This window comes from Ahniella affigens, from assembly GCF_003015185.1.
GTDB lineage: Bacteria > Pseudomonadota > Gammaproteobacteria > Xanthomonadales > Ahniellaceae > Ahniella > Ahniella affigens.
This window is the reverse complement of the sequence record NZ_CP027860.1, coordinates 4,224,822-4,240,152: the sequence shown is the minus strand read 5'-3', so window position 1 is coordinate 4,240,152 and position 15,331 is coordinate 4,224,822. Positions and strand designations below refer to the sequence as shown.

Here is a 15,331-nt window from a genome sequence, read left to right as displayed (position 1 = left end):
CGATCCGTCGCGCCAGCGGTTTACTCAACACGGTAGCCCATCGCCAGTTGCGCCGGTAGCGCCTGCTCCCACTGCGCTTGTATGACGCCGAGACGTCCCACCCGTTGCTCGAAATCAGCTGGCGTGCCGGGGCTCTGCAAGTAGCGCAGAAACGCCGCCCGATGTCGGCCTTGCTCACCATGCATCAAATAGTGCACCAGCAACATGCTGCTGACGTAGTAGCTGTTGAACGATTGGTTGTGCGGCGGGCCATCAACATGGCCAATCAACACGCTGATCGGAATCATGCCGTTGCGCGGCCAGTAGTTGGCGCTCTGTGGAGTCCAGAACTCGGGGTCGGTGCCAATGAACCACCAAGTCGGATAAGTGTGGGGATCCAAGTTGCCGAGTGCCCAATGGTCTTCGGTCACCGTGGCCGAGGCGATATAGCTGGCGAATCCTTCCTCGATCCAGCGCGGGGGATGAAACGGTGTTTGCTCACGCAGCACCTGGTGCACCGACTCGTGAATCAGCCATTGGTCTGGACGTTGTTCCTGCGCATCGGCGTAAGCGTAGGAGACGGGTCTCAGATACAGACCCTCTGCCCAACGTCGACGTGGAAACCACTTCTGAAACTCGACCTGGTCCCGGGCCAGGCGCATCTGCATGCGCGGACCCTCCTGAATTGGCAACAAGCGCGCTAACTCGTCACGAGCGCGTTCGGCACGACCTAGGATCAGCATCGAGATATCAGGATCCGCGGTGCTGTGCAGGCCATAGTGGGCCGACTCGAAATAGCGCGCGTCAGGCGGAATCGGCGGATGCGCAACGGCCTCCGGACCAGCTTGTCGCGTCGATAGTGTCAGCGCCGGCGCCGGGATCGCCTTCGGTAATCGGCGTACGCCGGTGCTGTGCGCCATCCCATACAACGCCGTTCCGACAATCATCATGGCGATGGGCACAGCAATCAGTGCGCGCCGGTACTCCGAATTGTCGTCATCTTGGAGGGCGCGGATCATGTTCGGTAGTTCCAAAGGCCACGAATTCAGAATAACGCAAGCGGCCCGAGCCTGGGGTTTGCCGCCGCTGCCGTGCCGGCGCAGACGTCCAAGCTGCTAGCATTTGCAGCTGACTTCATTTATACCAACCATGACCAGACCGCTGAAGATCTTGATTCCCATGCACGGATTTGTCGTCTGGGGTGGCGGCATTGATCTGTTGGCCGTGATCGTGAAATCGCTGCGCGCCGCCGCACCGAGCGAAAATGTGCAGCTCCTGTACGCGGTACCGAACAGCGATGAGGGCATCAGCGCCGAGTCTGCGGCGGCGCGCGCACGGGTGCGCGCGTTCATGCAGGACGGTCAGTTCGTGCCGTGCGAGACCGATGCACGTGGATTGAATCTGGCAGCAGTCGAGTCCGGTGCCGACGTGATCTTTCCCAATCGCTTGCCGATTCGTACCCAGCATGTGCACCGGGTTGGTTACATTTACGATTTTCAGCATCGCGACCGGCCGGATTGGTTCAGTGCCGAGGAACGCGCTGAGCGTGATGAGGAGTTCGGCGAGCTCGTGCGCCGAAGCGACGCGATGTACTGCACATCGCAGGTCGTGGCAGAGGGCTTGATGCGCTATTACGGCATTGAGGCATCGCGCATCCTGGTGATGCCTTATACCTCGTACGTTGATCCAGATTGGTTTCAGCACGATCCCATCATGGCCCGCGCGCAGTTCGGCATTGGGTCGAACTACCTGATGGTCTGCAATCACTTTTGGATTCACAAAGACCACCGCACGGTGATCGACGCGTTTGCAGCGCTGGTCCAGCGTCCTGAGTACAGCGACTTCGAACTGGTGCTGACCGGTGATACCAATGATTTTCGTGACCCGACGCATTATCCCAAGCTACAGGCGCATATCGAGGCGCTCGGCATTTCCGCGCGCTGCCATCGGCTCGGCTTTGTGCCCAAGTCCACGCAATTGGCCTTGCTCCGTGGTGCCCGGATGCTGATCCAGCCGACTTTGTACGAGGGCGCTCCTGGTGGCGGCGCAAGCTATGAGGCAATCGGTTTGGGCATTCTGACGTTGCTGTCTGATATTCCGGTCAATTTGGAAGTGAAAGGCGAGGGCGTGCGCTGGTTCAAAGCAGGTGATCCCGTGGACCTTTGCCATCAGATGTGTGCAGCATTGGAGCAGCCGCGAGATCATGTCGACGATGTGACATTGATCGCGCGCTCACACAAAAATCTGGCCAACACAGGTCGCGTGCTGATTCGATTCCTGCGACAACTGGTCGCCAGCTAGCGTCGTGCGCTGGAGTCGATCGGACATCCGGGTTGCCATCCATGTGACGCGCTTGCAGGCGTCTACCGAGGGAGGGTCTGAACAAGTCCATCCTGGACTTTCAGACCCTCCCAAAGTCGGACTGGATCGGTTTCGGTTCGCCCTGGGCCATGGATGGCCCGTTTGGAATCCAACAAGTAGCTGTTTGATCCTAAAGTGCTGCGTCCGGCCGGGCGCGGGACGCAGCGCCTCGGTGGCCGAATTCGATTCGATGCTGATTGCCGCGGCGCTCGAATGGCGTGAAACGCAGCAGTTCAGACTGGTTCAGCAGACTGCCACTGCCCGTCGATCCAGGTGCCACGCACCTTGAAGCAATCGCCCAAGCGGACCAGGTTCGCCCGATAGCCCGCAGCGATCTTGCCATACTCGTGTGCAATACCAAGAAACTCGGCTGGTCCCGTGCTCGCCATGTAAGCGGCCTCTGCCATGCTGAGGCCAAGCCAACGGACTGCGTTCCTGAGCGCACTGGCCATATCCAGGCTGGAGCCGCTGATCACGCCGTCGTCATCAACGCAACGCCCGCCTTCAACGTGAATGCGCCGACCCTGCAGCATGAACTCCTGGGCCTCTGTGCCCACGCACGGCATGCCATCCGTAACCAGCATGAACCGCTTCTTGGGCTTGCACGACAACGCCAGTTTCAACACGACCGGATCGACATGATGACCATCGACAATGATGCCGCACCAGCTGTCGGCGTCAATCAATGCCGCACCCACCACGCCTGGTTCGCGGCTGGTCAGGCCCGACATGGCATTGAACAAATGAGTGAAGCCCGTCAGGCCATACTTGAGCGCGGCGGCGATGTCGTCGTAGCGCGCGTTAGTGTGGCCGGCTGAGATTCGGACGCCGGCGTCGGCAAGCCGCGAAATGGTCGCGAGCTTGGTCATTTCCGGCGCCAACGTGACCAGCGTTCGGCCATTGCGGAGTGCGCACAGCGTGCGAATGTCGTCCTCGTCCAGGTCGCGAAACTTGCTCGCGTCATGCGCGCCGGCGCGGACCTCATTGAGGCATGGACCTTCGATATGGACACCGAGTACGCCCGGTACGTTCGCATCAATCGCATCGCGCACGGCCGACACGGCACGTTCAATCTGAATGCGGTCATCGGTGATCAGCGTCGGTAGCAGGCCGGTCGTGCCGAAGCGCCGGTGGGCAGCCGCGATCTGCCGGATCCCTTCCGCGCTCGGTTGATCATTGAACAACACACCGCCGCCGCCGTTCACTTGCACGTCGATGAATCCGGGCAACAACAGATCGCCGCCGCAATCGATTCGTTCCGCACCTTGCAGGCGACGATCATCGGGGGTGACCAGATCCAGAATATGCCGGCCGTGCAATAACAGGACCCGATTGTCGACGAATCCAGTCGGGGTGAGTACGCGGGCATGGTAAAGCGCTTGGCGCATCAGTGGGTCTCGGTCACTTTGCGAAGGTGCGGGGGTTGATCGGGATTGAATCCGCGATTCAACGAGAGCCCATTGATCATCCGATAAAAGCTCTGCGCAAGCAGGATTGGCTGGATTGCCGGGTCGGCGCTGATTGCCGGCAGCGCTATCGCACCCGGGGGCACGCGGCGTGCTGCCATCAGCACCCGAACGCCACGATTCAGGAGGCTCTGCGCCAAATCATGCATGCCCACTTCCGTCTCGTCCTCCTGCACCAGCAACAGCGCCGGGAAGTTCGCGTTCAGCAAGGCCTGTGGACCATGCTGCACCTCGGCGCCGGAAAAGGCCTCGGCATGCAGCCCCGAGGTTTCCTTGCACTTGAGGGCAGCTTCCTGGGCGATGGCCAGCCCGAGGCCGCGGCCCAGCACAAAGAGGTGCGATGCCTGCTGCAGCGCCTGCTCGGCAGACTGCCAGTCGAGCGCCCAGGCTTGTTCGAGAAGGTCAGGCAGCGCGTTGCTGGCTTGCTTGAGCTCAGGGTCCTGGGTCCAGGCGGCGACCAATTGCAGGATGGCGGCCAATGCCGCAATGAAGCTCTTGGATGCGGCCACGCTCTGCTCGCTCCCAGCAGAGAGCGCGAGCACATAGTCTGATGCGCCGGCGAGCGGCGAATCCTCGACATTGACCAGCGATACCACCAAGGCGCCGCCAGCGCGGGCAGCCTTGGCCGCAGCCAACAAATCGGGGCTCTTGCCCGATTGCGAGATGGCGAGGAACAAGGCGCCCTGCCATTGCATCCGTGTGCTGTACACCGAGCAGATCGACGGCGCCGCCGAGGCCACGATGCAACCCGTGCGGGTTTCGATCAGATACTTGGCATAGGTCGCGGCATGGTCGCTGCTGCCGCGCGCGCACGTCACGACCACACGCGGCGGCTGTGCTCGCAAACGGGCCGATAGTTCCGCCAATGCCGCGCGATTGCGAATGGTGGCCACGCGCACGGCCTGGGCGGCTTCGGCGGCTTCGCGAAACAGCAAGGTAGGGGTTCTTGGATGCAATGCTTGCGGCATCATTGTTCGCTCAGCTCAGCGACGAAATCGTAGGTATCGCCGCGGTAATAGGATTGGCAGAATTCGATCGCGCGGCCATCGCGCAGAAACCCGACGCGCTCGACCAGCAATCCGGCATCCCCTTCGCGCGCCTGCAGCAACTTGGCTTGCTCGGCTCGCAGCACCAGAGCGCGTAGACGTTGCAAGGCCCGCACAGGCCGATTGCCAGCGTGCTCCAAGGCGGCGTAAAGCGAGTCGTCGACTGCCGCAAGTCCGGGCAGGGCCGTGGCGACGATGGTCGCGTACTCCAACGACATCGGCGTGTCATCGGCAAACCGGATGCGGTGGAAGCGAAACACCGGCGCGCCCGGGCTGAGCCTCAATGTGAGCGCTTCTTCCGGCGTGACCGTGCCTTCCAGGCGGCGCAGCCATTGGCTATGAGGCGTCCGGCCGCGGGCGCGCATGTCTTCCGAGAACGACGTCAACTTGGCGAAATTCTTCTCCACGCGCGCGGCCACGAAATTGCCGGCGCCTTGCTTTCGCACCAACAGCCCTTCTTCGACCAGGCCTTCAATGGCCTTCCGAACGGTGATGCGTGACACCTGCAGTTCTTCGGCCAACTGGCGTTCGGCCGGCAGCGCGTCGTCGACCCCGAGTACGCGCTGTTCTATGGCTTCGCGCAGGGCGCGCTGCAACTGCTGATACAGCGGTTGCTGGTTGTCCGGGTCGAGCGGGCGCAGCGCTTTCAGCAATGGGCTCATGGGTTAATTCTCAATAGAACCAATTTAGTACCACAAGTCTGGGAAAATTTCACTCTGAACCACAAATGGCGCAGCGCACCATCGAAAATGACCACTTCGAGGCCACTTTAGCATTGCATTCGTTAAAATGGTACGGTATAGGTATTGTCACGTTTTGCATCTGGCATTGCTTTGGTATCTATCCCTTACTTGCACCGGTCAGGGATCGGCATTGTCGGGCTCATCGACACGCGCCGGGCACGGCACAACTGGGTACAGCTCAACCCCTCTGGAGGAAGGTTATGACATTCAAGCGCAATACGATCGCAGTGGCGGTTTCCGTCGCGCTGCTCAGTGCCGCATTCGGCACATCCGCCGCCGAAACTGACGATTCCGGCAAGGCCAAACCAGAAGAGGCCACCGAACTCGAAGCCATGGTCGTCCGTGGCATCAGTTCCTCCTTGGAGAAATCGCTGTCTGACAAGCGCGACGCCGACACCGTGTCCGAAGTGATCACGGCCGAAGACATTGGCAAGATGCCGGACAAGAATGTCGCCGACTCGCTGCAGCGCGTGCCGGGCGTCACCACCCAATCGCAATCGGGTGGCTCGGGTGGATTTGACGAAAACGATCGCGTCAGTCTGCGAGGCACGAATCCGAGTCTGACGCAGACCTTGATCAATGGCCACGCCGTGGCGTCGGGCGATTGGTTTGTGCTCGACCAGGTCGGTCTGGTGGGTCGTAGCGTCAGCTATTCGATGTTGCCGTCCGAAATCGTCGGCAAGGTGACTGTTCGCAAGAGTGCGACGGCTGACCTCGTCGAGGGTGGCGTTGCTGGTGCGGTCGACATCGCGACCCGAAAGCCGCTGGATTTCAAGAACGCGACCACGCTCGAAGCGAGCCTGCAGGGTGTCTATTCCGATCTGCCAGGCGACACGGAGCCGCAGTTCAGCGTGCTCGGCAACTGGAAAAACGAAGCGGGCACCTTTGGCGCGCTGCTGCAATTGTTCGACGAAAAGCGCTCGCTGCGTCGCGATGGTCAAGAGATCCTGGGCTATTCCCAAATCGCGCCAACGAGCGCACTTGCGCAGGCGCGTCCCGACCTGGCCAATGTTTGGTATCCGACGTTGATTGGCTCGGCGTTGTTCGAACAGAAGCGCGAGCGCAAAGGCGGCGTGTTGGATTTGCAGTTCAAGCCGACCGACAACCTGGACATCGATCTCAACTACTTCAAGAGCAAGTTGAACGCGAGCAACTTCAATCGCAATTGGATGTTCTGGGGCAGTCGCGTGATCGGCACCGACAACCGCATTCCGGACAGCTACACCGTCCGCAACGGGACGCTCGTTTCGGCGACCTGGAACAACGTCGGGACCGACGCGAACCGCGCCCAGTATGCGATCGTTGATCAGATCTATCGTCCGGGCGCCTACTCCGATACCGACTTCCTGAATCTCGACGTCAACTGGCTGGCGACCGATCGCTTCAGCGTCGCCGGGAAGTTTGGCTATAGCGAAGGCAACGGTGTCACGCCGAAGCAAGCAGTATTCGAAGGTGATGTGTTCAATACGGGCGCGGCATACACGTTCCATGGCATTGGCAGTGCGGCCGATGTCAGCTTTCCGAGTGGCGATGTCAGCAACTTCGCCGGCACCAGCCTGGACTGGATCTTCGGCGCCAGCCCGGCCAAGACCAACGACAAAGAACAATATGCGCAGCTGGACGGCGAATACGCGCTCGATGGCGTCTTCAACACGCTGAAGTTCGGTGTGCGTTACGCCGGTCACGATCGCGATACCGAACAGGTCGCGCAGGGCCCGAATTGGGCCGCAGATCCGTTCAATCCGGCGAACCTGCCAAATTGGAACGGCGAGACGTATCCGGGCGATTTCGGCTCCGGCTTGGGCGGCAATTTCCCGCGCAACGTGTGGCAGCTGTCGCCGGCTGAACTGGAGCGTTGGGGCGACATCTTCTCGAATCGCGATCCAGAGACGCGCGACTATTGGCCGGGTGAGTTTGCAATCGAAGAGCAGAACACGGCCGCCTACGTAATGGGCTCGTTTGGCACCGACACCTTCAGTGGCAACGTGGGCGTGCGGTTTGTGCGCACGGAAGAAGAAGTGCTGACCAACGTCGCCATCCCGGGCTCGGTCTGCGCACCGTTGGCGCCGTGTTCGGTGGCCGGTGCGATCACGACGTCGGCATTTGGTTCCTACTACCAACTGCCGGTCAAGAATACGTATCACGACATTCTGCCAAGCCTGAATCTGCGTTGGGACCTGACTGACGATCTCGTCGGCCGTATCGCGGCGTCACGCACGATGGCACGCCCCGACTTCAGCGCGCTCGGTGGCGCCTTGACGGCGGATGACACCACGCTGACGGGCAACGGCGGCAATCCGGAACTGGAACCGATCCGTTCGAACAACTTCGATGCGGCGCTCGAGTGGTATTACAGCCCGCGCGGTTTATTGTCTGGTGGCGTGTACTACATGGATCTCGACAACTACGTCGGGTTTGGTACGTATCAGACCTCACTGCTCAACATCCGTACGGGTGGCTTCGCGACGTACACGATCTCGGCACCAGTCAACACGTCAGGCTCGGTGCAAGGATTTGAACTCGCCTGGCAAGGCCCGATTGCCGGTGACTTTGGCGCGTTCGCGAACTATACGTTTGCCGACGCTGAGGAAGACAACGGTGCTGATCTGGTTGGTGCATCGAAGAACACTTACAACTTTGGCGCCTACTACGAAAACGAGCGCTTCAACGCGCGCTTGTCGTACAGCCGTCGCTCGGACTTCTTCGTTGGCCTCGATCGCAGCTCACCGCAATATCAGAATGCGACCGCCACGGTGTCGGCGTCGGCGTCGTATCGCCTCAATGACCATGTCACCTTCACGCTCGAAGGTCTGAACCTCAATGATCCGATCCTCAAGTATTACGGCATGAATGAGGATCAGCCGCGTGCGTTCTATCGCAACGGTCGCCAGTTCTACTTTGGTGTGCGTGTGGGATTCTGAGAACGGATGGATGCATTAGGTGCCGGTGGATACCTCCCCAAGATCCTCATCCACCGGCATCGCTTTCTCAGTTCCGAGCCCGGGATACCGGGCTCTTTTTTTAGGCCCAACCACGTCGGGCGCACGTCGCGCGCTGCTTGTACATCCGGCAACGCTGGATAAGATCGACGCGACCGCCCGAATGCTGCGCCCACGGTGATTGTCGATGTCTGGATTACAAAAAAGCTTTCTGTTCGGAACGCTCGCAATGGTGGTCTGGTTCGTACAGGCGGCCAGTTTGCCGATCGTGCCGCAGCCGAATCAGCGCACCGAGCAAGCCGGTGCGTTCGATCTTCGCGATGCCGCGTTCCGGGCCCAAGATCCTGCCGCGGCGGCCATCGCCGAAACACTCGCGCAGCGGGCGATGGCGCTCTGCGACCGAACGATTCCGCTGAACCCGGACGCGCCCGCGCAAAAGCGCATCGACCTTGCCGTTCTGGCGATTGGCGACTCCGACGAGTCGTATCGGATTACGATCGAACCGGAGCGCGTTCTGCTCTCGGCGCGGCACGCCGCAGGCCTGCATCAGGCGGCCAATACGTTTCTGCAATTGTTGTGCTCGGCTGACGGTGGGTCACTGCCTGCAGAGCAAATCGTCGATGCGCCGCGATTTCGCTGGCGTGGCGCGCTGCTCGATTCAGCCCGGCACATGCAATCCGTCGACTTCATCAAGCGCTTCATCGATGCCATGGCTTGGCACCGGCTCAATGTGTTGCATTGGCATCTGACCGACGACCAGGGCTGGCGCTTGGAGATCAAACAGTATCCAAGGCTGACGGAAGTCGGGGCATTCCGTGTCCCGGCTGGCGCCGCGGGCACGGACGATTCCGGGCAGCCGCGCTCATACGGCGGGTTCTACACCCAAGCCGAGGCGCGCGAACTGGCGGCCTATGCCGCCGCGCGCGGGATCTTGATCGTTCCCGAGATCGACGTGCCGGCGCACGCCAGTGCCATCATCGCCGCCTACCCCGAACTTGGCGCGATTCCGGGCAGTGTCAAAGCGGTTCCCGCCGATTGGGGCATCTATCAGAATCTCCTGAGTTTGGAGCCCACGACGCAGACGTTTGTCGAGAACGTTTTGCGCGAAGTGATGGCGGTGTTTCCGAGCCATTACCTGCATGTCGGTGGCGACGAACTGGACGCGACGCAATGGCGCCAATCGCCAGCCGGGCAGACATTGATCGCCCGATTGGGACGCGATGACCGCGCCACCTTGCAAGCGGCCTACACGGAGCCGCTCGCCCAATTCGTTGCCAACTCCGGGCGCCGTTTGATCGGATGGGACGAAATGCTCAGCCCCGCACTTGATCCGGGGGCCGTCATCATGAGCTGGCGCGGCATTGATGGGGGCTTGCAAGCTGCCGCGAAGGGCCACGACACCGTGTTATCGCCGTGGCCTGATCTGTATCTGGACAACAGTCAGTCTGATGCCAGCGATGAACCGCCCGGCCGCGTCCGCCAGGTCACACTCGCATCGGTCTATGCGTTCAACCCCATGCCGAAGGGGATCGCAGCCGATAAGCGGCAACACGTGCTCGGCATTCAAGCCAACCTCTGGAGCGAACATATTCGCACCGAAGACCGAATGGCACACATGGCGTTCCCGCGTTTGGCGGCACTCGCGGAAGTAGCTTGGACCCAGTCGGCGCAGAAGGACTGGCAAGGCTTTCTGAAGCGGTTGCCCGCGTCGTTTGCGATCTATGACCGCTTGCATCTCGCCTATGCCGACAGCGCGTTTGCACCACGTGTCGAGACGGACGCCGCAGGCGAGACGATGGTCGTCAATCAAGTGCAGTTCGGCACGATCCGCGTCAGCAGCAGCGCCACGGTGACGGCGCGCGATCCCACATGGCAAGCGTTGGCGAAACGTCCTGGAACGATCTACGCCCAAACCTATTTGGGCGACCAACCGATCTCGCGCGTGCGACAACTCGAGCCGGGTGCCGAGCGCTGGTTGCGCACCAGTGCGTCGCTGAAGCTCTGTGGCGACGCGATACCGATCCACCTCGAAGACGACGCCCCGTTTGCTGGCGCGCGCGCACGCTTTGCCGTTGATATTCAACACCCATGCTGGATCTGGCCCAAGGCGCCGCTGACCAAAGCGGCCGCCGTCCAGATCGACATTGGCCAGGTGCCATTCAACTTCCAGATTGGCGCGGCCAAGGATCAGATCCGGTTCGAGTCACCGCAGTCGACGTTTCCAGAGCTCGTCATGCGCCGGGGTAGTTGTCAGGGGCCAGAATTGCATCGTTGGTCGTTGCAGGCTGCACTCAGCAATCCGGGTGTCACCGCATTGCTATTGACCGAGCTTCCGACGCTCGCAGAGGACGACGATGTATGTCTGCAGTTTGCGCAGGCGCAACTGGAACCAGTCTGGGTGATCGATCGCATTCGCTGGAGTCCACGATGAGTCGCGTGCAATTGCGGGCACCCTGCGCCGGATGGCTGCTGCCCTTGAGTGAAGTGGCTGACGCGGTGTTCAGTACAGGGCTCGCGGGTCCCGGACTGGCGATCGAGCCGTTGGATGACGCCCTGTACGCACCCGCCGACGGCACCGTCATCTTGATGGGCGCGGCCCGGCACGCGCTGACGCTCCGGGTGGCGGGCGGCATGGACGTGCTGATGCACGTCGGAATCGATACCGTGAACCTGCATGGAAGCGGGTTCGAGTGTTGTGTGCAGGATGGTCAGGAAGTGCGTCAGGGTGATTGTCTGTTGCGTTTCGATCTGGACTTGATCGCCCGCGAAGCGCCCAGCACCGCCACACCGATTCTGCTGGTCTCGGGTGGTCAGATCATCGATCTGCCGACACCGAGGCCCGTGCAGCGCGGCGATGCGCTGTTTGCCATCGAGTCGGAGCCTGAGACTGCCGAGAAATCAGTCGCTGCAAATGCCATCGTCGCCACTACGGCACGTCAGTGTTTTCGGATTCCATTCGAGCACGGCTTGCATGCGCGTCCCGCGGCGCAACTGGTGTCGAGCTTGAAGTCACTGCAGGCTGATGTACGGGTGATTCATCGCGGCCGCGATGCGAATGCGCGTTCGGCAATCGCGTTGATGAGTCTCGGGCTGGTGTGTCAGGACGAGGTTGAAGTGTTGGCCGAAGGCCCGGACGCCGAGGCGGCGTTGCAGCAACTGCGTCATCAGCTGGTGCCACTGGCCGCTTTGACGACGCCAGCAGAGACGCTGCCGGTCGCGCCAGCCGCACAGACCGATGCATTGTTGGGCATCATCGCGGTTCGTGGATTGGCAGTCGGTGTGGCGTACCGACTCGTCGAGCCCGAATTGGAAGTGCCCGCCCGCGCGGGTGCGATCACAACCGAGCTCGCCGTACTCGCCCATTCACTGGCGACGGTTGCCGCCGCGCAGACCCGTACTCGGGCGCGTGCGAACGGCGCGCTTGCCGCGATTCTGGATGCGCACGCGGTGTTGCTGACAGACCCAGAACTCCAGTCACGAGCGGAGGCCGAAATCCGGGCCGGCGCCAGTGCCGGTGCGGGCTGGCGGCTCGCAGTACGTCATCATGTCGCGTTGCTGCAGGGTAGTCATCACGCTTTACACGCCGAGCGTGCTGCGGATTTGGTTGATCTGGAACGGCAGGTGCTGCGTGCCATGCTGGGGCAGGACCCGATGCCCGATCGCCCGTTACCGGAGCAGGCGATTGTCATTGCGGACGAATTGCTGCCCTCGCAATTTGCGCAGCTCGATCTCGGCAGGCTTGCAGCATTGGCGATGGCTCGGGGCGGCCCGAGCTCCCACGTGGCGCTGCTTGCCGCCGCGCGCGGCGTGCCGACGTTGATGGGTCTGGGGAGCGCGGTGCTGCAGATCGAACCGGGTCAGGCACTGATCCTCGATGCCGATCGCGGTGCGCTGCACCGCACACCCACCGACGCCGAATGCGCTTTAGCACGCGCCCGTCTGGAAGCGCAGCGTGAACGCGACGCGGTGGCGCTGCGCGAGGCCGCGAAGCCAGCGCTGACTCAGGACGGCGTGCCTGTTCGCGTGCATGCCAATCTCGGTGCCGCTGACGAAGCAGCGCCCGCGGCGGCACACGGTGCCGATGGCTGTGGGCTGCTACGGACCGAGTTTCTGTTTCTCGATCGGCGTGCCGCGCCAGACGAAGCGGAGCAGACACAGGAATACACGCGGATCGTGCAAGGCCTGAACGGCGGCATGCTGACGCTGCGAACGCTGGATGTCGGCGGCGACAAGCCGTTGCCGTATCTGCCGATTGCGGCCGAAGAAAACCCAGCGCTCGGGATTCGCGGGCTGCGCTTCTCGTTGCGGCATCCGGATCTGTTGGCCGTGCAGTTCCGCGCAGCGCTGAAAGCAGCCGCTGCCGGGCCACTGCGCGTGATGTTGCCGATGGTCAACGATCTGTCCGAGTTTCGAACCGCCAAAGCGTGCTTCGATGCTTGCGTGGCCGAGTTGAATATCGCCGCGCCGGTGTCGCTCGGCGTCATGATTGAAACGCCCGCAGCCGCCATGCTCGCCGAGCAGCTCGCCACCGAAGCGGCGTTCCTATCGATTGGCAGCAACGATCTCTCGCAATACGTGCTCGCAATGGATCGCGGCCACGCAGCACTCGCGGGCGCCCTCGATGCGATGCACCCCGCCGTATTGCGGATGATCAGCATGGTCGCGAAGGCAGGTCTGGCGGCGGGCCGTAGCGTGTCGGTCTGCGGTGGACTCGCGGGCGATCCGGAGGCGGTGCCGGTCCTCCTCGGACTTGGCGTTGCTGAACTGTCGGTCGTGCCCAGGCAAGTACCACGGATCAAGCAGCAGGCGCGCCAGTTGCGACTGGCTGAGTGTCAACAGCTCGCGGCCGATGTGCTGAGTCTGCCGTCTGCCGACGCTGTGCGGCGCGCCGTTCGTCATACCTTGCAAGGAGTCTCCCCATGATTGATTGGCGCCAGGCGACCCAACAGATTGGTCGCGCGTTGATGCTGCCGATCGCCGTATTGCCAGTGGCCGGACTGCTGCTCAGGTTTGGTCAACCCGATCTCCTCGATCTGCCGTTTGTATCGGCGGCTGGCAATGCGATCTTCGCGCACCTTGGGCTCTTGTTTGCGATCGGCGTCGCCGTGGGTTTGGCAAAAGAGAATCATGGCGCCGCTGGGTTGGCTGGCGTCGTCGGATTCCTGATTGCGAGCGAAGGCATCGCGGCGATTCTCGGAACGGATGGCTTGGAGGTCAGCAAGCTCGGGGTGCCGATCGGGATACTGTCCGGCATCATCGCGGGCGTGCTGTACAACCGCTACAGCGACATCCAGTTGCCCGCCTATCTCGCGTTCTTTGGCGGCCGGCGGTTTGTGCCGATCGCATCGGGTTGCGCGGCGCTCGTGGTGGCCGCCGTATTCGGATTCTCCTGGCCGTATCTGAACAGCGGTATGGACGCGCTCAGTCACGCAGTGATCGAGAGCGGCGGCATGGGACTGTTCGTGTTTGGGGTGCTGAATCGCATTCTGATCGTCACCGGGTTGCACCACATCCTGAACAACGTGGCCTGGTTCATCGTTGGCGACTTCCAGGGCGTCAGCGGTGACTTGAAGCGCTTCTTTGCGGGCGACCCGAATGCGGGTGCGTTCATGACCGGATTCTTCCCGGTGATGATGTTTGGATTGCCCGCTGCATGTTTCGCGATGTATCGACAAGCCCGGCCCGAGCGGCGCAAAGCGGTGGGCGGCATGTTGCTGTCGATGGGCTTGACGTCGTTCCTGACGGGCGTGACCGAGCCGATCGAGTTCAGCTTCATGTTCTTGGCTCCGGTGCTGTATGCACTGCATGCGTTGTTGACCGGCGTCTCGATGGCCTTGATGGACGCACTCAATGTGCACCTCGGCTTCAGCTTCTCTGCGGGTGCATTGGACTTCGTGCTGAATCTGGACAAAGCGCAAAAGCCATGGCTGCTGCTGCCGGTCGGTGCAGCGTATGCGCTCGTGTACTACTTCGCCTTCACCGTCGCGATTCGGCGGTTCAATCTGGCCACGCCCGGCCGTGAAGCCGAAGGCACAGCGTCCTTGCCTGCGGCATCGTCAGATGGCACCCCGAGCCGTGCGGCGCAAGCCTGGATCGACGGACTCGGCGGTGCGTCGAACATCCTCGATATTTCTGCCTGTACCACACGACTTCGCCTCGACTTGAAGGATCGCCAGAGCATCCAGCGCGATGCCCTTAAGCAACTCGGTGCTCGCGGCACGATCGAAGTGGGCAAGCAGGGTCTGCAAGTCGTTGTAGGGCCTGAGGCCGATCGGATCGCCAGTCAGATTCGCACGCATTGGCAATCGAGCCGATTGACCGACGCGGGTAGCGCGCCGCAACCGTTGTCGCGTCAGACGCGTGCGTCCGCTCAGTCGACGCGTCCGGCGCTGGACCCCGACGTTCTTCGTACCCTGGTTACGGCAATGGGCGGTCAGCACAATATTAAAACGGTTGTCGCACGCAGCGGACGAGCACTCGTGTCCGTGCATCATGCCGCCATGGTCGAGCGCGATGCGATCGCGGCGCTGTTTCCACGCGGCGTTTATGAGTCCGCGGATGGTACCTGGCATTTGCTGCATGCAGATGCTGTCGCAATGTTGGACCTGTTGCCGACGATGCCTGCTTAACCCGCAGGAGCCGACAACGCGCGGTTGGCTTCGCGATAGCAAGAGCCGACCACGCGCGGTTGGCTTCGCGATAGGTGCCTGAGCGCCCTTGGCCCGTCGCGAATCGCTGCGGCCGGAACAGCTCCACAATACGAATCACCGAGTCCCAAAAGAAAAGGCCCGCTATGC

Annotated in this window: 9 protein-coding genes; 5 read left to right on the top strand and 4 right to left on the bottom strand. The window is 61.7% G+C overall.

Annotated features, from left to right (window positions below):
• Nucleotides 1–20: 20 nt before the first annotated feature.
• On the bottom strand, nucleotides 21–998 hold the full coding sequence (locus tag C7S18_RS16380; protein WP_106892583.1) for a hypothetical protein: 978 nt from the start codon (nucleotides 996–998) through the stop codon (nucleotides 21–23).
• A 103-nt stretch (nucleotides 999–1,101) separates the two neighbouring features.
• Here C7S18_RS16380 and C7S18_RS16375 point away from each other — a divergent pair, with 103 nt between their 5' ends.
• Nucleotides 1,102–2,280, top strand: coding sequence for a glycosyltransferase (locus C7S18_RS16375; protein WP_146151961.1), 1,179 nt, complete (start codon nucleotides 1,102–1,104; stop codon nucleotides 2,278–2,280).
• A 293-nt stretch (nucleotides 2,281–2,573) separates the two neighbouring features.
• Here C7S18_RS16375 and nagA read toward each other — a convergent pair whose 3' ends face one another.
• Genes nagA through C7S18_RS16360 form a run of 3 tightly spaced genes read right to left on the bottom strand, consistent with a single transcriptional unit; the run spans nucleotide 2,574 to nucleotide 5,514 of the window.
• Nucleotides 2,574–3,728, bottom strand: a complete 1,155-nt coding sequence (gene nagA / locus C7S18_RS16370) for an N-acetylglucosamine-6-phosphate deacetylase (protein WP_106892581.1) — start codon at nucleotides 3,726–3,728, stop codon at nucleotides 2,574–2,576.
• Nucleotides 3,728–4,774, bottom strand: coding sequence for an SIS domain-containing protein (locus C7S18_RS16365; RefSeq protein ID WP_206208044.1), 1,047 nt, complete (start codon nucleotides 4,772–4,774; stop codon nucleotides 3,728–3,730). Before C7S18_RS16365 ends, nagA begins: the two co-directional genes overlap by 1 nt.
• Complete coding sequence (locus C7S18_RS16360; RefSeq protein WP_106892579.1) at nucleotides 4,774–5,514, bottom strand: GntR family transcriptional regulator; 741 nt, start codon at nucleotides 5,512–5,514, stop codon at nucleotides 4,774–4,776. Before C7S18_RS16360 ends, C7S18_RS16365 begins: the two co-directional genes overlap by 1 nt.
• A 281-nt stretch (nucleotides 5,515–5,795) precedes the next feature.
• Here C7S18_RS16360 and C7S18_RS16355 point away from each other — a divergent pair, with 281 nt between their 5' ends.
• The 4 genes from C7S18_RS16355 to nagE all read left to right on the top strand — a co-directional run bounded on the left by C7S18_RS16355 (nucleotide 5,796) and on the right by nagE (nucleotide 15,163).
• Nucleotides 5,796–8,516, top strand: coding sequence for a TonB-dependent receptor (locus tag C7S18_RS16355; protein ID WP_106892578.1), 2,721 nt, complete (start codon nucleotides 5,796–5,798; stop codon nucleotides 8,514–8,516).
• Nucleotides 8,517–8,721: 205 nt separating this feature from the next.
• Nucleotides 8,722–10,965 (top strand): beta-N-acetylhexosaminidase, encoded by a 2,244-nt coding sequence (locus tag C7S18_RS16350; protein ID WP_106892577.1) that lies wholly within the window; start codon nucleotides 8,722–8,724, stop codon nucleotides 10,963–10,965.
• Nucleotides 10,962–13,457 carry a phosphoenolpyruvate--protein phosphotransferase gene (gene ptsP, locus C7S18_RS16345; RefSeq protein ID WP_170113309.1) on the top strand — a complete coding sequence of 832 codons (2,496 nt, stop codon included), beginning with the start codon at nucleotides 10,962–10,964 and terminating at the stop codon, nucleotides 13,455–13,457. Before C7S18_RS16350 ends, ptsP begins: the two co-directional genes overlap by 4 nt.
• Nucleotides 13,454–15,163: an N-acetylglucosamine-specific PTS transporter subunit IIBC gene (gene nagE, locus C7S18_RS16340; protein WP_106892575.1), complete on the top strand. Its 1,710-nt coding sequence runs from the start codon at nucleotides 13,454–13,456 to the stop codon at nucleotides 15,161–15,163. The genes ptsP and nagE overlap by 4 nt, the downstream gene beginning before the upstream one ends.
• Nucleotides 15,164–15,331 lie beyond the last annotated feature (168 nt).